The sequence below is a fragment of the Cupriavidus sp. MEYA8 genome (assembly GCF_059278825.1).
Genome location: NZ_CM181221.1, coordinates 605497 through 623610, shown reverse-complemented (window position 1 = coordinate 623610; position 18114 = coordinate 605497). Strand labels below are relative to the sequence as shown.

The 18114-nt window shown below is 67.6% G+C and carries 18 protein-coding genes; 11 read left to right on the top strand and 7 right to left on the bottom strand.

The window, feature by feature from the left end:
* Position 1 precedes the first annotated feature (1 nt).
* A complete protein-coding gene (locus tag AC5WJ1_RS02885) occupies positions 2–2695 on the bottom strand; it encodes an ABC transporter transmembrane domain-containing protein (protein WP_135704592.1) in 2694 nt (897 codons plus the stop codon).
* Between the two features lie 171 nt (positions 2696–2866).
* On the opposite strand from AC5WJ1_RS02885, the gene AC5WJ1_RS02880 reads away from it, so the two are divergent.
* Positions 2867–3472 carry a UdgX family uracil-DNA binding protein gene (locus AC5WJ1_RS02880; protein WP_195431772.1) on the top strand — a complete coding sequence of 202 codons (606 nt, stop codon included), beginning with the start codon at positions 2867–2869 and terminating at the stop codon, positions 3470–3472.
* Positions 3473–3478: 6 nt separating this feature from the next.
* Here AC5WJ1_RS02880 and AC5WJ1_RS02875 read toward each other — a convergent pair whose 3' ends face one another.
* Entirely contained in the window at positions 3479–3784 is a 306-nt protein-coding gene (locus tag AC5WJ1_RS02875; protein ID WP_135704590.1) for a hypothetical protein, read from the bottom strand.
* 263 nt (positions 3785–4047) lie between these two features.
* Here AC5WJ1_RS02875 and AC5WJ1_RS02870 point away from each other — a divergent pair, with 263 nt between their 5' ends.
* Both AC5WJ1_RS02870 and AC5WJ1_RS02865 read left to right on the top strand, forming a co-directional pair.
* Positions 4048–4458, top strand: a complete 411-nt coding sequence (locus AC5WJ1_RS02870; protein WP_133093855.1) for a hypothetical protein — start codon at positions 4048–4050, stop codon at positions 4456–4458.
* 96 nt (positions 4459–4554) lie between these two features.
* Complete coding sequence (locus AC5WJ1_RS02865; RefSeq protein WP_243736825.1) at positions 4555–5097, top strand: DUF4142 domain-containing protein; 543 nt, start codon at positions 4555–4557, stop codon at positions 5095–5097.
* Positions 5098–5183: 86 nt separating this feature from the next.
* On the opposite strand, the gene sodB is transcribed toward AC5WJ1_RS02865, so the two are convergent.
* Together sodB and xseA are read right to left on the bottom strand one after the other, a co-directional pair.
* The gene (gene sodB, locus AC5WJ1_RS02860; RefSeq protein ID WP_133093854.1) at positions 5184–5762 is read right to left on the bottom strand and encodes a superoxide dismutase [Fe]; all 579 of its coding nucleotides are present in this window, start codon (positions 5760–5762) and stop codon (positions 5184–5186) included.
* A 246-nt stretch (positions 5763–6008) separates the two neighbouring features.
* Positions 6009–7394, bottom strand: coding sequence for an exodeoxyribonuclease VII large subunit (gene xseA / locus AC5WJ1_RS02855; protein ID WP_135704586.1), 1386 nt, complete (start codon positions 7392–7394; stop codon positions 6009–6011).
* A gap of 1077 nt (positions 7395–8471) precedes the next feature.
* Here xseA and AC5WJ1_RS02850 point away from each other — a divergent pair.
* From AC5WJ1_RS02850 to AC5WJ1_RS02820, 7 genes are all read left to right on the top strand, one after another.
* Positions 8472–9092 carry a MotA/TolQ/ExbB proton channel family protein gene (locus AC5WJ1_RS02850; protein WP_133093852.1) on the top strand — a complete coding sequence of 207 codons (621 nt, stop codon included), beginning with the start codon at positions 8472–8474 and terminating at the stop codon, positions 9090–9092.
* Positions 9093–9110: 18 nt separating this feature from the next.
* Positions 9111–9557: an ExbD/TolR family protein gene (locus AC5WJ1_RS02845; protein WP_133093851.1), complete on the top strand. Its 447-nt coding sequence runs from the start codon at positions 9111–9113 to the stop codon at positions 9555–9557.
* A 241-nt stretch (positions 9558–9798) separates the two neighbouring features.
* Entirely contained in the window at positions 9799–10908 is a 1110-nt protein-coding gene (gene lpxK, locus AC5WJ1_RS02840; protein WP_133093850.1) for a tetraacyldisaccharide 4'-kinase, read from the top strand.
* A complete protein-coding gene (locus tag AC5WJ1_RS02835; protein WP_133093849.1) occupies positions 10889–11095 on the top strand; it encodes a Trm112 family protein in 207 nt (68 codons plus the stop codon). Before lpxK ends, AC5WJ1_RS02835 begins: the two co-directional genes overlap by 20 nt.
* A 39-nt stretch (positions 11096–11134) precedes the next feature.
* Positions 11135–11944: a 3-deoxy-manno-octulosonate cytidylyltransferase gene (kdsB, locus tag AC5WJ1_RS02830; RefSeq protein ID WP_434033161.1), complete on the top strand. Its 810-nt coding sequence runs from the start codon at positions 11135–11137 to the stop codon at positions 11942–11944.
* Between the two features lie 394 nt (positions 11945–12338).
* Positions 12339–13004: an adenylate kinase gene (adk, locus tag AC5WJ1_RS02825; protein ID WP_133093847.1), complete on the top strand. Its 666-nt coding sequence runs from the start codon at positions 12339–12341 to the stop codon at positions 13002–13004.
* A 213-nt stretch (positions 13005–13217) separates the two neighbouring features.
* Positions 13218–13976 (top strand): 3-hydroxyacyl-CoA dehydrogenase, encoded by a 759-nt coding sequence (locus tag AC5WJ1_RS02820; protein ID WP_133093846.1) that lies wholly within the window; start codon positions 13218–13220, stop codon positions 13974–13976.
* A 14-nt stretch (positions 13977–13990) separates the two neighbouring features.
* Here AC5WJ1_RS02820 and AC5WJ1_RS02815 read toward each other — a convergent pair whose 3' ends face one another.
* Positions 13991–14908 (bottom strand): LysR family transcriptional regulator, encoded by a 918-nt coding sequence (locus tag AC5WJ1_RS02815; protein ID WP_133093845.1) that lies wholly within the window; start codon positions 14906–14908, stop codon positions 13991–13993.
* Between the two features lie 92 nt (positions 14909–15000).
* Here AC5WJ1_RS02815 and AC5WJ1_RS02810 point away from each other — a divergent pair, with 92 nt between their 5' ends.
* Positions 15001–16026, top strand: a complete 1026-nt coding sequence (locus AC5WJ1_RS02810; RefSeq protein ID WP_133093844.1) for a bile acid:sodium symporter family protein — start codon at positions 15001–15003, stop codon at positions 16024–16026.
* Positions 16027–16082: 56 nt separating this feature from the next.
* Here the strand turns inward: AC5WJ1_RS02810 and AC5WJ1_RS02805 are convergent, their stop codons facing one another.
* The gene (locus AC5WJ1_RS02805; RefSeq protein WP_133093843.1) at positions 16083–17582 is read right to left on the bottom strand and encodes an N-acetylmuramoyl-L-alanine amidase; all 1500 of its coding nucleotides are present in this window, start codon (positions 17580–17582) and stop codon (positions 16083–16085) included.
* Positions 17576–18109 (bottom strand): tRNA (adenosine(37)-N6)-threonylcarbamoyltransferase complex ATPase subunit type 1 TsaE, encoded by a 534-nt coding sequence (gene tsaE, locus AC5WJ1_RS02800; protein ID WP_195431740.1) that lies wholly within the window; start codon positions 18107–18109, stop codon positions 17576–17578. Before tsaE ends, AC5WJ1_RS02805 begins: the two co-directional genes overlap by 7 nt.
* Positions 18110–18114 lie beyond the last annotated feature (5 nt).

The window sequence follows — 18114 nt, the reverse complement described above, 5'->3', positions numbered from 1 at the left end:
CTCATCCAGGCTCCTGCTCCGCCCGCGTCGCCAGTGACCTCAGCGCCGCCACCAGCTCGCCGATCCGCACCGGCTTTGACAGATGCAGCTGGAACCCCGCCATCATCGCGCGCATGCGGTCCTGCGGCTCGGCGTGTCCCGATAGCGCGATGGCCGTCATGCGCCGCCCCAGCGGCACCTGCATCTGCGCTTCCAGCCGGCGCACGCGGCGCAGCACGGTGTAGCCGTCTTCCTCGCCGAGCGCCAGGTCGCACAGCAGCACCTGCGGCCACTCGGCCTGCGGCGTCGCCGCCAGCAACCCGATCACTTCGTCGCCGCGCTCCTGCGCGATCGCATGCGCGCCGTAGTCTTCAAGCGCGGCGCTCAGCACCTCGCGCGTGGTTTCGTCGTCGTCCAGCAGCAGCACGCGCATGCCCTTGAGCGCTTGCGTGTCGGGCACTTCGAGCGCCTCGGGCGTGCCGGGCGCCGGGGCGCGCCGCGGCTCCGGCTCCTGCACCGCGCGCATCGGCATCAGCAACTGGCACGCATGAGCGCCGGGATCGGCGGTCAGCGTCACGCCGTGCTCGCCCAGCCATTCGCGCAGTCCCTCCACGTCTTCCAGCGGCCCCTGCTGCGGCGACGCCGACACGCGCAGCCCGGCCTGCCCGTCGTGCCGTTCCAGACGCAGCTCCAGCCGCCCGCCCGGTTCCGTGGTGGCAATCATCTGCTGGCAGAGTTCCCAGATGGCCTTCTGCAGCACGCCGGGATCGCCGGTCACGCGCAGCTCGGCTTCGCTCTGCACCGTGAACAGGTTGACGTGGCGCTCGGCGATGGTCTCACGCAGGCCATCGACCACGCTGGCCACCAGCGTCTCCAGCCGCACCGGCTGCAGCGCCAGGCGCCGCTCGGCGCGCTCCAGTTCGCGCTGCTGCTGCTGCAGCTGCCACATCTGCGTGTAGATGCCGCCGCGCGCCAGCAGCGTGGCGTGCGAGCCCTGCTCGACGATGCGGCCGTGCTCCATCACCAGGATCTGGTCGGCATCGACGATGGTGGAAAGCCGGTGCGCGATGATCAGCGCGGTGCGGCCGCGCGCCACCGCCGACAGCTCCTGCTGGATCGCGCGCTCCGAGCGCGTGTCCAGCGCCGAGGTGGCCTCGTCGAACACCACCAGTGGCGGGCGCTTGAGCATCGCGCGCGCGATCGCCACGCGCTGCCGCTCGCCCCCGGACAGGCGCACGCCGCGCTCGCCGACCTGGGTTTCGTAGCCGTCGGGCAGGCGATCGATAAAGGCATCGAGCTGCGCCGCGCGCGCCGCCGCGACGATATCGGCGCGGGTCGCGCCTTCGCGGCCGTAGCCGATGTTGTAGGCGATGGTGTCGTTGAACAGGATGGTGTCCTGCGGCACGATGCCGATCATCTCGCGCAGGCTGCGCTGCGTCACCAGCCGCAGGTCCTGCCCGTCGATGCCGATGCTGCCGCTATCGGGCTGGTACAGGCGGAACAGCAGCCGCGCCAGCGTCGACTTGCCCGAGCCGCTGCCGCCGACCACCGCCACGGTCTGCCCCGCCTGCGCGCGGAAGCTGACCTCCCACAGGGTCTGGTGGCTGGGGTCGTAGCTGAAGTTGACGCGGTCGAACACGATCTCGCCGCGCGTCACGCGCAGCGGCCGCGCCCCCGGCGCGTCGTCGTCCTCGCCGGGCCTGCCGCGCGCGTCGAGCAACGCGAACAGGCGCTCGACGTTGGTCATGGCGTCGTTCGACTCGCGGAAGATAAAACCCAGCGTATTGAGCGGCAGCACCACCTGGATGATGTAGGCATTGATCAGCACCAGGTCGCCCACCGACAGCGAACCCTGGATCACGCGCTGCGTGGCCAGCAGCATCACCGCCGCCACGCCGAGCGCAATGCATACGCTCTGGCCGATATGCAGCGTCGACAGCGCGTACTGGTTCTCGACGCTGATGCCGACCCAGCGCCGCAATATGTCGGACAGCCGCCGTGTCTCGAACGACTCGCGCGCGAAGAACTTGACCGTGTCGTAGTTGAGCAGGCTGTCGACCACCTTGCTGTTGGTGGTGGCCTCCACCGCATTGACCTTGCGCTGCACGCGCATGCGCCGCTGCGTGTAGTACCAGGTAAAGGCCGAGTACAGCACGAACACGCCCAGGATGATCGCGGCGAACGCGCCGCCATAGGCGCCGATCATGATGGCCAGCACGGAGACGATTTCCATCAGCGTCGGCACGATGGTGAAGACTGCCACGCCCAGCAGGAAGCCGATCGCCGCTGTGCCCTTCTCCAGGTCGCGGATCACGCTGCCGGTGGCGCGCCTGGCATGGAAGCGCGCGCCCAGCGCGTGCAGGTGCGCGAAGGTGCGCTCCATGAACGCTGCCACTGTGCTTTGCGTGACATAGGCGAAGACCACGTCGCGCAGTTCGCTGAAGGCATTGCCCATCAGCCGCAGGATCGCGTAGGCCAGCACCAGGAACACGGGCATGGCCACCAGCCCGAGCCGCGCCGCATCGGTGCCGGCCGCGGCCGGCGCGACTTCGTCGACCACGAGCTTGAGCAGCAGCGGCACCGCCACCGCGCAGGCCTTGGCCAGCAGCAACAGCGATACCGCCACCACCACGCGCAGGCGGAAACGCCATATCGCGCGGAACAGTTCGGCGGCAATGCGGCGGCGGGACGGGGGCGCGATCGGTTGCTGGGGCATGCGTGCTGGGAATCGGCGTTCAGGTCAACGGAGGAAGCGGCGGGACCGGCCGCCTCCGAGGTGTTGGGGCGAGGCAAATTCCGTACCGGTGCGTAGCGCCCGCGGCGCATGGCGCGGAACCTGCTGCGCACCGGCTAGCGGCGCCATGCGTCCCACTGCCAGACATCGATGATGCCCGAGCGCAAGAAGCCACCAGTCAGCCGTGCCGAACTGAACGAATGCCGGCGTTGCCCGCTATGGCGCAATGCCACTCAAGGCGTGCCCGGTGCCGGCGCGGCGCACGCGCGCATCATGCTGGTGGGCGAGCAGCCCGGCTCGCAGGAAGACCTGCAGGGCTCGCCGTTCGTGGGTCCCGCGGGACAGCTGCTGGACGATGCGCTGGGGCGTGCCGGACTGGACCGCGACAAGCTGTTCATGACCAATGCGGTCAAGCATTTCAAGTTCGAATTGCGCGGCAAGCGGCGGCTGCACAAGTCGCCGGGCCAGCTGGAGATCGAAGCGTGCCACCTGTGGCTCGAGCGCGAGCTCAAGCAGGTGGATCCGCGGATCATCGTCGCGCTGGGCGCCACCGCCGCGCGCGCGGTGCTGGGCCGCAAGAGTGTGACGCTGGGCACGATGATGGACACGCCGGTCGAGCACGAGGGCCGGCTCGTCATCGCCACCTATCATCCGTCGTTTGCGCTGCGCCAGCGTTCCGACGACGCGCGCGCGGCCGCATTCGATCGCATCGTGCGCAGCCTGCAAGCAGCCGCGCGGCTGGCGCGCGGCGAAGGCTAGGCGGCCTCAGGAACGGTTCACCGTGGGCGGCGCATCGGGATCGCGGCTGCCCGGGTCGAGCAGGTCGCGCTTGCCGACGCCGGGCGGGAATTCGCCGCGGCCGGGCTTCTCTTCGCTGCGCGGCGCGCGTGGGCTCGAGGATGGGTCCGCGGCCTTATCCTTTCGATGCGAAGCCGCATGCTCCCAGTCCGCAGCGGCGCGTTCGCGCGCACGCTGGTTTTCCGCCGCGTTCTCCCGCAGTTCGCGGTCATCCAGCCCCTGCCGCTTGTCGAGCGAGGGGTTGCCCGACGTGTCGTGCTTGCTTTGCTTCATGGCGCCTCCTGAGCATCAGGCCGCGGCGCGGCCACTCCAGCATGGCGCGCAACTTTCATTCCACGGCGGCACTGCTGCAGCGGGCCGGACACATGCATGCGCCGCGGCACCGCACGCCGCGGGTGACGCCTGTAAGAAGCGCCAGTGCTTGTAGAAAGTGCGATGCAGCGGGTGGCCACAGCGACACGGGCCGTCGTCGTATCCGTGGCCCGGCAAATGCTTTGCACAACAACAGCAGGACAACATCACGCCAGGAGAAACCAATGCGCATCCGCCTTGCGTCCGCTGTGACATCCACTTCCCGCTTTGCCGCGGCCGCCGCGCTGCTGTCGCTGCTGGCCGGCGGCGCGCTGGCCCAGAAGACAGACAGCACCGGTGTGCGCACCGACAAAGGGCCCATCGGCAGCCAGACCATTCCGCCGCCGGGCGCCGCGGTGGCGCCATCCAGCACGCCGGGTGCCACGCCGACCAATCCAGGCGGGCTCGCGCGCGAGCTGGGCGACGTGCCGAAGGAACCGCATACGGCTGGCGGCCTGCCCGGCCGCGACAAGCCCAAGCCGGCATCGGAAAGCGCCGGCAAGGCCGACCGCGATGGCTTGCACGGCAAGCCGCGCACCGGCAGCGGCGGCGCCAGCATCGACCAGACCCGCGTGCCCGATTCCAAGGGACGCTGACATCGATTCGAACTCGCGGCGGCCTTTTCCGCAGACATCACGACGGCGGGCTGATGGCGTAGAACGGACAACCCAGACAGGATTGAGGAGGCCATCATGATACGACCGGTCCATAAGATGATCCTGGCGGCGATGGCGCTGCTGCTTGCCACCGCCACCTATGCGGCGCCGTTGTCGGACAAGCCAGGCACCGCGATGGCGCCGAACAAGGACGCACTGTTCCTGCGCGACGCGGCCGAGGCCAGCGCGCTGGAAATCGCCGCCAGCAAGCTGGCGCAGACCCGCGCTGGCGGCGAACAGGTCAAGGCCTTCGCCGCGCAGATGATCCGCGACCATCAGGCCGCGGACGAGAAGATGCTGCAGCTGGCGAGGAAACTCGGCATACAGCTGCCGGCGTCGCCTCCCGAGCTAAAGAAGCAGCAACTGGAAGACCTCGGCAAGCTCAGCGGCGGCGCGTTCGATAGCGCCTACGCCCGGCAGTTCGGCGTCGAGGCCCACCAAGAGGCGGTGGCACTGTTCCGCAAGGCGGCCGACGATGCCAAGGACGACAGCGTCAAGGCATTCGCGCGGCAGACGCTGCCGACGCTGAACCACCACCTCGAGATGGCGCGGCAGCTGGCATCGCAGGCGAAGCAGTGAGCGGCGAAACACACGCGGCAATCCAACGCCAAACAAAAAGCCCCGGAATTTCCGGGGCTTTTTGCTGCTGCAAGGATGACCGGGGCTCAGGCGAAGTTCTTGCCGGCGAAGTCCCAGTTCACGACGTTCCAGAATGCCTCGACGTACTTCGGACGGGCATTGCGGTAGTCGATGTAGTAGGCGTGTTCCCACACGTCGCAGGTCAGCAGCGGCTTGGCATCGGTGGTCAGCGGCGTCGCGGCGTTGGAGGTGGACACCAGGTCCAGCGAGCCGTCGGCCTTCTTCACCAGCCAGGCCCAGCCCGAACCGAAGGTGCCGACGGCAACCTTGGTGAATTCTTCCTTGAACTTGTCGAACGAGCCCCACTTGGCGTTGATGGCATCAGCCAGCGCGCCGGTCGGCTGGCCGCCGCCGTTGGGCTTCAGCGAATCCCAGTAGAAGGTGTGGTTCCACACCTGGGCAGCGTTGTTGAAGATGCCGCCCGACGACTTCTTGACGATCTCTTCCAGGGTCGCGTTCTCGAACTCGGTGCCCTTGATGAGGTTGTTCAGGTTGGTGACGTAGGTCTGGTGGTGCTTGTCATGATGGAACTCCAGCGTCTCCTTGGAGATGTGCGGAGCCAGGGCATCATGCGCGTACGGAAGCGGGGGGAGCTTGTGTTCCATTGTTCTGTCTCTGTGGGTTGGGGTTGTAGGGTCCGGAATTGCCGATTGTAGGGGACTTGGAATACCCGCGCAAACCGCAGGCCTATGCCCCTGCTTCGATGTTAGTTTGTCTGGCGGCGGGTTTCCGGGGCGATTGAGAAAGGCGCCGGTTTGCTCCCGTCTCCCGCTGAGGGGAGAGGGAGAACACCTTGCCTGGGCAAGCTCGGGCCGCTCGGGAGCACCCAAGACCACGCTTTTCTTCGTGCCTCAGAAATCGCCCAGCTTCGCCTGCACGCCGGCAATCGACAGGTCGGCCACGCCCTCGGCCAGATGCGCCTCGACCACGCTGCCCGGGCGGATCTCGGTGGGCGAGCGCAGCGCACGGCCGCGCTGGTCGAGCAGCACCGCGTAGCCGCGCTCGAGCGTGCGCTGCGGTGCCAGCAGCTCCAGCGCACCGGCGGCGCGCGCCAGGCGCTGTCCGGCGCGCTCGTGGCCGCGAGTGGCGGCGGCCTGCAGCCGCTGCCATAGCCGTGCCAGGTCCGCTTGTGCCGCGGCGGTGTCGGGGCGGCATGCGCTCCAGCGCATCGCCAGCACCTGCTGGCGATGCCGCTGCGACACCACGGTGTCGCGCAATGCCGACCGCAAGTGTCGGGCCAGATTGTCGACGCGCGCGCGGCGTTCCTGCAGCTGCGCCTGCGGGCTGCGCACGCGCCGCGCCAGCCAGTCCAGGTGCTGGGCGCGCAGGTCAAGCGCGCGGCGCATCGCCTGCGCCAGCGCGTCGCGGCCGCGCAGGGTCTGCGCCAGCAGGTGCGAGCGGTCGGGGCTGACCAGCTCGGCCGCGCCGGTCGGCGTGGGCGCGCGCACGTCGGCGACGAAATCGGCAATGGTGAAGTCGGTCTCGTGGCCGACGCCGGAAATCAGCGGCAGTGCGCAACGCGCGATCGCATGCGCCACCACCTCTTCATTGAACGACCACAGGTCTTCGATGCTGCCCCCGCCGCGGCACAGGATCAGCACGTCGCAGTCGCGGCGCGCATCGGCCAGGTCGATCGCGTCGGCGATCTTCTGGGCCGCCCCGGCCCCCTGCACCGGTACCGGATAGACCACCACCGGCACATGCGGCGCGCGCCGGCGCAGCGTGGTCAGCACATCGCGCAAGGCGGCTGCCTGCAGCGAAGTGATGACGCCGATGGTGCGCGGGTGCGATGGCACCGCCCGCTTGCGCTCCGGTGCGAACAGGCCGGCCTGCGCCAGCTTTTCCTTCAGCCGCAGGAAGGCTTCGTAAAGGTTGCCCAGGCCGGCGCGGCGCATCGCCTCCACGCCGAGCTGCAGTTCGCCGCGCGCCTCGTACATCGTGACCACGGCGCGCACCTCGACCGCCTCGCCCTCGCGCGGCTGGAAGTCGACATGCTGGTTGCGGCCGCGGAACATCACGCAGCGGATCTGGGCACGCGCATCCTTGAGCGAGAAATACCAGTGGCCGCTGGCCGCGCGGGTGAAGTTGGAGATTTCTCCGCGTACCCAGGCCAGCGGGAAGCTGCGCTCCAGCAATCGGGCGATAGTGTGGTTTAGCTCACCGACAGGAATGACTTCGCGGCCACCGCGGGGGCTGGTGGAGGAAGCGTCACGCGAAAAGCTGGTCAGGTCGGGCATGGCGCACGCCGGTCAAGCGGCGTTGATGGGACATGTCCACAGCATAACTGGTCTGTCAAGGGGGTAGCAGTGATGGGCCGATGCTGCCCGGCGAGCCGCATCACTTCGTACAACTCTTTGATTTTTATGAGATTTATGATTGAAATAAAAATTAGGCAATATAACCAATTCTCTTTTGCATCAACCACTTAGCGGGCGCCAATGGGGCTTGTTCACAAAGTTATCCACAGGATCTCTGGATAAAACGCGCCGTTTACCCGACTTTTTCGCTGATTATTACCTCAAGCGTGGCCGGCATCACGCTGCGGGGCGGCGTAGGCGGCATGTCAAGCCATGCGCCCGCACTGCACCATGTGGAACGTCGAATAGCGAGGCGCCGCCTATTTTTTAGGCAGCGAGCAACGCCCCTCATGAAATCAATGGGTTAGCCCACCTCTCCAGACTTTATCCACAGGCCATCCACAATTCTCTCCCTGCCGGGTGTGGAAAAGCTCGGGTATACCCATGCATCGCACCATCGGGCGGTCGTGCAGCACGTCAGGAAGCATTTGCCTATTTTTTAAGCAATCACATGCCATGCTTTTAAAATCAAGGACTTAGATGGATTCTCCGACACCTGTCCACAACCGCTCCACAATACTGTCCCGCAATGGTGTGGATGACCGCGTCACATCGTGCGCGATCGCACCGACAAGGGTATGCAGCAGCTGCAAACCCGCCTTTCTCCGGTGTGCGGCAAGCGTCGCGAGCGCCCGGGACGGATCTGCTTAATTTTTAAGCAGATCCACGCTTCCTTTTGCGAATCAAGCACTTGCATCGCTTGTTCGGCGGCTTTCCACAATCGATCCACAATTCTGTCCCTGCGCCCTGTGGAAAGTCGCCGCCAACATCGGCCGGCACCGATGCGCGCCCGAGACAGCCGGCCCGGCCGTCGCTTGCCGCGCGGCAGGCCGCGGGGTAGAGTTGCGCCTGATTTTTCAGAGCAATGCCGGAGTGCGCTGCCTGCTGACGCGCCTCAAGGCATGCCGACCAGCTGGTTGGGGTTTCTTTATTGGGTTGTCGATCCCGGGGGTCCAATTGTTTTCCATCATTCAAGCGGCCGGCTGGCCGATCTGGCCGCTGTTGCTGGCCTCGGTCCTCGCGCTGGCGCTGGTCGTCGAACGCTTCCTGTCGCTCAAGCGCAGCAAGGTGCTGCCGCCGCGGCTCTATGACGAAGCGCTGGCCGCTGCGCAGCAGCGCCGCGCCACGCCGGAAGTGGTCAACACGATCGAACAGAATTCGCCGCTCGGCCGCGTGCTGGCCGCCGGCCTGCGCCACGTGGTGCTGCAGCCGCACACCTCGCGCGACGCCGCCAAGGATGTGGTCGAGGAAGCCGGCCGTGCGGTCGCGCATGAGCTGGAGCGCTACCTGAACGCACTCGGCACGATCGCCTCGGTGGCGCCGCTGATGGGGCTGCTGGGCACCGTGATCGGCATGATCGAGATCTTCGGCAGCCAGGGCGGCACCGGCGCCAACCCGGAGCAGCTGGCGCACGGCATCTCGGTGGCGCTGTACAACACCGCCTTCGGCCTGATCGTGGCGATCCCGGCGCTGATCTTCTGGCGCTACTTCCGCCGCCGCGTTGACGACTACGTGGCCGAGCTGGAATTCCGCGCCACCGCGTTCCTGGACGCGATCCTGCCGCAGCGCCGCAGCTGATCACGGACCCGCCACGCCATGCGATTCCGTTCCCGCCAGCGGCGCGAAGAGCCGGAGATCAACCTGATCCCGCTGATCGACGTGCTGCTCGTGATCCTGATCTTCCTGATGATCACGACCACGTACTCGCGCTATACCGAGCTGCAGATCCAGCTGCCCACCGCCGACGCCGAGCGCGCCCAGCAGCGGCCGCAGGAAATCGTGGTGTCGGTGTCGTCGCGCGGGGTCTACTCGATCAACAAGAAAGTGCTGGAGCAGAAGGATGTAACCAGCCTCGCCGACCAGCTGCGCGCCGCGTCCGGCCCCGCCGGCGCCGGGGGATCCGGCAATGGCCAGCCGCCGGTGGTGATCGTCAACGCCGACGCGCAGGCCAGCCACCAGGCGGTGGTCAACGTGATGGAAGCCGCGCGGCTGGCCGGGCTGTCGCGCCTGACCTTCGCCACGCAGAGCTCGCAGCCGCGCTGAGCTCCGGCATCGTCGTTGCCCCGCGGAAGCGGGGAACGGCGGCCTTGCCTGCGGGCGCGAAGCCAGCCTGGCCGGGCTTGCCCCATGCGCTTCGCAGTGCCCATAATGGGTGGATCCGCCGGTCCTTGCCGATCCACCCTTTCGGTCCCTTCCAGTCCCTTTGGGTCCCTTTTCGGGGGCGCGGGATCCCGGGCGCACTACAATCCCATCCCATCCACGACCTGAACGACCCGCCGCGTCCATGCCCGCTCCCCGCCATGCCCTCGCCGACTTCGTGACCGCCCAGTGGCAGCGCCGCGGCTGGTTTGCCTGGGTCATGCTGCCGTTCTCGCTGCTGTTCGGGCTGGTCGCCCGCGTGCGCCGGCACGGCTACCGGCGTGGCTGGTTCAAGTCCACGCGGCTGCCGATGCCGGTGGTGGTGGTGGGCAACGTGACCGTGGGCGGCACCGGCAAGACGCCGGCGGTGATCGCGCTGGCCCACGCGCTGACCGAGGCCGGCCTGCGTCCCGGCGTGGTGTCGCGCGGCTATGGCGTCGAGCTCAAGCATCCGCGCCGGGTCAAGCCGACCTCGCAGGCCAGCGACGTCGGCGACGAGCCGCTGCTGATCGCGCGCGCCACCGACGTGCCGGTGTGGGTGTTCCCGGACCGCGCGCTGTGCGCGCAGACCATGCTGGTGTCGCACCCCGGCGTCAACGTGCTGCTGCTCGACGACGGCCTGCAGCACTACAAGCTGCAGCGCGATTTCGAGATCGTGATGTTCGACACGCGCATGGGCGGCAATGGCCTGATGCTGCCGGCCGGCCCGCTGCGCGAGCCGCTGACGCGCCCGCGCGACGCCACGCTGATCAATGATCCCAACTTCCGCGCCACGCCCGACCGCCCCGGCGTCTACGGCATGCGGCTGGAGCTGGAAGACGCCTGGCAGCTGAACGACCCGACCATGGCGCGGCCCGTTGCCGCCTTTGCCGGGCGGCGCGTGCTGGCCGCGGCCGGCATCGGCAACCCCGAGCGCTTCTTCGCCAGCCTGCGCGGCGCCGGTCTGTCGCCGAAGACGCTGCCGCTGCCCGACCACTATGACTTTGCCGAAGACCCGTTCACCGGCAACGCCGACGCGCTCGATGCCGACGTGATCCTGATCACCGAGAAGGATGCCGTAAAATGCGAGCGCTTCGACGACCCGCGCATCTGGGTCGTGCCTACCAGGCCGGTGATCGACGCTGGCCTGATCGACAAAATCCGCAGCGCCGTGCTGGCGCATATCAACACCGCACCGACCGCGCAGTCGGCGGCGGCCACGTCCGGCGGCGCCGGGCGCAACGAGGAACACCGAGATGGACAACCGGCTGCTTGAAATCCTGGTCTGCCCGCTGTGCAAGGGCAAGCTGGAATACGACCGCGCCGCGCAGGAACTGATCTGCCACGCCGACAAGCTCGCATACCCGATCCGCGACGGCATCCCGGTGATGCTCGCCGACGAAGCGCGCCAGTCGGTGCCGGGCCGTGCCATCGACCCCGACGCGCCGGTGAATGGCAACTGAGCGCCACCGCGGGCAACTGAAGCTAACCAAGCCAGCACCATGACCGTTCCGGCCTTCACCGTCGTCATCCCCGCGCGGCTCGCTTCGACCCGCCTGCCCGACAAGCCGCTGGCCGATATCGGCGGGCGCCCGATGGTCGTGCGCGTGGCCGAACGCGCCCATGCCTCGTCCGCCCGGCGCACCGTGGTCGCCACCGACGCCCCGTCCGTGGCGCAGGTCTGCGCGGACCACGGCATCGAAGCCGTGCTGACCCGCGCCGACCACCCCACCGGCACCGACCGCCTGGCCGAAGTGGCAACGCAACTCGCCCTGCCCGACGACGCCATCGTGGTCAACGTGCAAGGCGACGAGCCGCTGATCGACCCCACGCTGATCGACGAGGTGGCGCTGCACCTGTCGCGCCACGCCGACTGCGCCATCGCCACCGCGGCCCACCCGCTGCACGATATCGCCGAGGTCTTCAATCCCAACGTGGTCAAGGTCGTGTGCGACGCCGCCGGACGCGCGCTGTATTTCTCGCGCGCGCCGATCCCGTGGGCGCGCGACGCGTGGGCGGGTGTGCCGGCCGTGCCCGCCGCGATGGCTCTGGTCCCGCTGCCGGCCATGCCGGTGCTGCGCCATATCGGCCTGTACGCCTATCGCGCCGGCTTCCTGCGGCGCTTCCCGACCCTGGCCGCCGCGCCGCTCGAGCAGACCGAGGCGCTGGAGCAACTGCGCGCAATGTGGCATGGCGAGCGCATCGCCGTGGTGGAAACCGCTGCCGCCCCGGCGCCCGGCGTCGACACCCCGGCCGACCTGGAGCGCGTGCGCGCGCTGTGGGCCGAGTCGATGGCGCAGGACGGGCCCTGATCGCCACCCCACCCTGATCGACAACCTGGGCGCCAGCCACTCCGGCCAGCCGCCCGCTCAGGTTCAAACTGCTGCAACCTGAACCGGGGGGCGGATTTCAGGCCGAATCGGCGCCGCCTCATGGCATAATGCTTGCCGATACAGAGCCGCCCCGGCTGTGCGCCAACGCGCCGCCGGCCAAGGCTCGGTGGGGAGATAAAGATAGAGCCCGACTGGTGCGCCGCGCCGCCATCCCCCTGGCAGCCGCCGCCGGACGTCCGCGTGGGCATGATGTGCCTGCGCCAAATGCCGTCAGTATCCGAACAAGACAGCTAGTAAGTCTTGCGTCAAGTTGCGGCATTACCCTCCTTCTGATCTCCCGCCACACCAGATTCAAAACTCTGAGGACCCGTAAATGCGTTTGATCCTGTTGGGCGCACCCGGCGCCGGCAAAGGCACGCAAGCCAAGTTCATCTGCGAGAAGTTCGCCATTCCGCAAATTTCCACCGGCGACATGCTGCGCGCGGCGGTGAAGGCCGGCACCCCCCTGGGCGTGGAAGCCAAGAAGGTCATGGACGCGGGCGGACTGGTGTCGGATGACATCATCATCGGCCTGGTGAAAGACCGGCTGAAGCAGGACGACTGCAAGAACGGCTACCTGTTCGACGGCTTCCCGCGCACCATCCCGCAGGCCGAAGCCATGAAGGAAGCCGGCGTGGCAATCGACTACGTGCTGGAAATCGACGTCCCGTTCGATGCCATCATCGAGCGCATGAGCGGCCGGCGCGTCCACGTGGCCTCGGGCCGCACCTACCACGTCAAGTACAACCCGCCGAAGGCCGAAGGCATCGACGACGAAACCGGCGAAGCGCTGATCCAGCGCGACGACGACAAGGAAGAGACGGTCAAGAAGCGCCTGGACGTCTACTCCCAGCAAACCCGCCCGCTGGTCGACTACTACTCGGACTGGGCCGCCAAGGGCGACCCCAGCGCCAAGGTAGCGCCGCCGAAGTACCGCAAGATCTCCGGCGTCGGCAACGTCGACGAGATCACCGCGCAAGTGTTTGACGCACTGAAGTAAGCCAGACAATACAACGCAAAAAGCGGCCCAAGGGCCGCTTTTTCTTTGGGGCTGCGCGCTGCGCAGCTGCAGGCGTTCCTACATTGAACCGTGCATATCAAATATCCACCAGGTATCAGCACGGGCCAAACCCCCTTGCACAACAACCTCCACCCCGTACAATAGTTGACGTTTACGTAAACGGAAATCAACCCCAAAAGGAGACACCGCAAAATGCAAATCAAAGACAACGTCTTCATCATCACCGGCGGCGCCTCCGGCCTGGGCGCCGGCACGGCAAAAATGCTGGCTGAAGCCGGCGCCAAAGTCATCATCGCGGACCTCAACGAGCAAACCGGCCAATCCCTCGCCACCGAACTGAACGGCCAGTTCATCCGCTGCGACGTCACCTCCGAAGCCGACGGCCAGGCCGTGGTCGCCGCCGCCCAGGCACTGGGCCGCCTGTCGGGCCTGATCAACTGCGCCGGCATCGCCACCGCCAACAAGACGGTAGGCAAGAACGGCCCGCATCCGCTGGATGCCTTCGACAAGACCATCCGCATCAACCTGATCGGCACCTTCAACATGATCCGCCTGGCCGCCGCCGCCATGGTCCAGAACACTCCCGACAGCGAAGGCGAGCGCGGCGTGATCATCAACACCGCCTCGGTGGCGGCCTTCGACGGCCAGATCGGCCAGGCCGCCTATGCCGCCTCCAAGGGCGGCGTGGTCGCCATGACCCTGGCCATCGCCCGCGACCTGTCCCGCGACGGTGTCCGCTGCATGACCATCGCCCCGGGCATCTTTGAAACGCCCATGCTGCTCGGCATGCCGCAGGAAGTGCAGGACGCCCTCGGCAGGATGGTTCCGTTCCCCCCGCGCCTGGGCCGTCCGGCGGAGTACGCCAAGCTGGCCCGCGCGATCATCGAAAACACGATGCTGAACGGCGAAGTGATCCGTCTCGACGGCGCGATCCGGATGCAGCCGAAGTAATCAAGCGCCGGCGCTCAGGCCGCTGCGCCCATCGCGGGCGCCTCGACGCGCAGCGTCAGGCGCCGCACCAGCGCCCACACCGCCGCCGCGGCGGGCGACAGCGAGCGGTCCTCGCGCCGGACCATGACGATGCTGCGCTCCTCGCGCGGCACCAGCGGCCGCCACACCAGCGGCGATGCGGCGGGCAGCGGCAGCGAGAAAGAGGGCAGCACGGAGGCGCCAATGCCGGCCTCGACCATGCCGAACACGCTGGCCGAGTGCCCGAGTTCCTGCACCACCTGCGGCGCCACGCCGTGGCGGCCGAAGATGCGGTCGATCAGCGGCCGGCTGCCCGAGGCAAAGTCCAGCAGCACCAGCCGCATGCCATGCAGCGCCGACCACGGCACCGTGGCCGACTGCGCCAGCGGATGGTCGCGCCGGCAGACAAAGCAGAACGGGTCGGTTGCCACCGGCTCCACCGCCAGCCCTTCGCGCACCAGCGGATCGATCAGCACGCCGAAATCGACTGCGCCGGCGCGGACCTGCTCGAGGCCGTCGGCCTGTACGTTGTCGCGCACAATCAGCCGGATATCGGGGTATTGCGCGGCGCAGGCGGCGACATACATCGGCATCAGCCGCGCGGAAATGGTTGGAGCTCCAGCTATTACGACACGGCCGCGATAGCGTTCGCCTAACTGCCTCGTTTCTTCGAGGGTGTCGTCGAGCTGCCCCAGCAGCCGCTCCAGCGCCGGCACCAGCGCATGGCCGGCATCGGTCAGCACCACCTCACGCGTAGTGCGGTCGAGCAGCTTGACGCCAAGTGCCTCTTCCAGCTCTGCGACGCCGCGGCTGACCGCCGGCTGGGTCAGTCCCACCACCTCCGCGGCGCGGCTGAAACCGCCGCTGCCGGCCACCGCGAGGAAGACGCGCAGCTGGCGCAGTGTGTAATTCATGCAACGACCGGATAAATAGATTCTATAAATGAATTTGCATTCTAGACCCGGCTGGCGTCCAATACTAGGCAAAACCCTAACCAACCGCAGTCATGTCTCGTCTTTTTGCCAAGCTCAAGAAACTTTATGACCTGATCGACGGCTTCGTCCTCGTCATGCTGACCGCCATCGCCATTGCCCTGGCGGCCCCGGAGATCGGCACCGGCAAGGGCCCGCTGCACCTGGGCCTGGTCACCAGCGTGGGCGTGGCACTGGTCTTCTTCCTGCATGGCGCGGCACTGTCGCGCGACAAGCTGGTGTCTGGCGCCAAGAACTGGCGCCTGCATGTGTTCGTGCAGTCGTTCACCTACGTGGTCTTTCCGGTGGTCGGCGCGCTGCTGATGCTGGCCCTGCACAACACGCTGCCGGCGGACCTGCTGCTGGGTGTGTTCTTCCTGTGCGCGCTGCCTTCGACGGTGTCGTCGTCGGTGGCCATGACCTCGATGGCGCGCGGCAACGTGTCGGGCGCGATCTTCAATGCCACCATCTCGGGCCTGATCGGCATGCTGGTCACGCCGGTGCTGATGGGGCTGGTGATCAGCGCCAGCGGCGCCTCGATGCCGCTGGGCAAGGCGCTCACCGGCGTGGCGCTGCAGCTGCTGCTGCCGTTCGCGCTGGGCCAGCTGCTGCGCCCGCTGATCGGCAACTGGCTGGCGAAGAAGAAGCAGATCACCACCAAGATCGACCGCGGCGTGATCGTGCTGATCGTCTATTCATCGTTCTGCGATGCCACCGCACAGGGCCTGTGGCACCAGTATGAGTGGCAGACCATTGGCGCGGTGATGCTGATCGCCGCGGTGCTGCTGTTCGTGGTGCTGGGCTTCACCACGCTGACCGCCCGCCGCATGGGTTTCTCGGTCGAGGACGAGATCACCGCGGTGTTCTGCGGCTCGAAGAAGAGCCTGGCCAACGGCATCCCGATGGCAAAGATCCTGTTTGCCGGGCATCCCGCGCTGGGGCTGCTGGTGCTGCCGCTGATGGTCTATCACCAGCTGCAGCTCATTGTCTGCTCGGTGATCGCGGCGCGCTACGCCAACCGGGATGCGCTGCTGGAGGATCGCGCGGCGGCGCGGGCGTAAGATGGCGCAGTCGTAAAAAAACCGGGGCATGCCCCGGTTTTCTTCGTCCATCCCGGTCACACCGACGGGTTCTTCGACAACGGCGGATTCTTCGCGAAGTAGGCCTTGATCCCGCGCAGGATGGCATTGGCCAGCTGTTCCTGGTGCGCGCTGTCGTTGAGCTTGCGCTCCTCCGCCGGGTTGCTGATAAACGCGGTTTCGATCAGGATCGACGGGATGTCCGGCGCCTTCAGCACCGCAAACCCGGCCTGTTCCACGTGCGCCTTGTGCAGCCGGTTGATGCCGCCGATCTCGCCCAGCACGGACTTGCCGACCTGCAGGCTGTCGTTGATCTGCGCGGTGGTGGACAGGTCCAGCAGCACGCGCGCGACCTGCGCATCCTTGTTGCCCATGTTGGCGCCGCCGATCAGGTCGGAGGCGTTTTCCTTGTTGGCCAGCCAGCGCGCCGCGGTGCTGGAGGCGCCGCGCTCGGACAGCGCGAATACCGAAGCACCATTGGCTTCCGGCGACAGGAAGGCATCGGCGTGGATCGACACGAACAGGTCGGCCTGCACCCGGCGCGCCTTCTGCACGCGCACGTTCAGCGGCACGAAGAAATCGGCATCGCGCGTCATCATCGCGCGCATATTGGGCTGGGCGTCGATCTTGGCGCGCAGCCGGTGCGCGATCTGCAGGACCACGTCCTTCTCGCGCGAACCAGCGGCGCCGATCGCGCCGGGGTCTTCGCCGCCGTGGCCCGGATCGAGCGCCACCGTCAGCAGGCGGCGCATCTTGAACGGGCGCTCGGCAGTCGGGTTGTCGCGCGCGACGGGCGGCACCACGGGGGCATCGGGCTTCGGCACCACCGGCGCAGACGGCTTGGGTCGGGTGGCAACCACCGGCGGCGGCGGCGCGGTGGTGGCCGGCACTTCGCCCTTCTCGTCGAACTTGCGCACCAGCGCGCCGATGGCATCTTCCTCGGCACCGGCCGGGGCGCCGGCGATGCTGTCCGGACCCGGGGCCGGGTCCGAGGTGGCGAAGCGGCGCTGCTTGTCCTCGGTGTCGCGCACCAGTTTCCACAGCGGGTCGGGCGGGTTGACCGGGTACAGGTCGAACACCAGCCGGTTGCGGTAGCTGCCGATCGGCAGCAACGTGAACACCTGGGGCGCCACGTTCTCCTTCAGGTCGAACACCATCCGCACCACGCGCGGGCGGTTCTGGCCGACGCGCACGGTCTGGATATACGGGTCGTTGGGCGTGATCTTGGCCACCAGCTCGCGCAGCGTGGGCGACAGGTCCAGGCCATCGATATCCACCACCAGCCTGTCCGGATCGCGAATCATCTGGTGCACCGCGGACAGCGGCGCGTCGGATTCGATGGTGACGCGGGTGTAGTCCTCGGCCGGCCATACGCGCACCGCGACGATGCCGGCGCCGAACGCGATCTGCGGACCGGCAAGCGTCAGCACGGCAGTGCCCGCGCCCAGCTTCAGCGCCTGCGCCATCCATTTGCGGCGCGCCTGCAGCAGGCCGTCGGGTCCATCGGGGCGGTCGGTGGCTAGTCGCTTGATCAGCATGCGTTCAGCAGGGTAAGTCCAGTGGGAGTATAGGCGCGCAAGGTCGCGATGCGCCGCTCGCCGGCGTCGCCGGCGAGCATTTCGCTGTCGGCCGGCCGTGCCGTGTCCGATTGGAGCAACACGTGCAGGTCGGGTTCCCCCAGCAGGCGCCCCGCCTTCTCCGGCCATTCGACCAGGTTAAAGGCCAGTTCGGCGAAACAGTCGCGGAAACCCGCATCGATCCACTCCTCCGGATCGGCGAAGCGGTACAGGTCGAAGTGGTAGACCGTCAGCGGCGACCCGTCGGCGCGGGCCACCTCGTAGGGCTCGCACAGCGTGTAGGTGGGGCTGCGGACCTTGCCGGCATGGCCGAGCGCGCGCAGCACCGCGCGCGACAGCGTGGTCTTGCCGGCGCCGAGGTCGCCGGACAGCTGCACATGCACCGCGCGCGGCGGCATGGCCTGCACGGTGGCGGCCAGCGCGGCGCCCAGGCGCGCGGTGGCGGCTTCGTCGGGCAGCGTCAGGGTGCGTTCTTCGAGCAAGGGCATTGCGT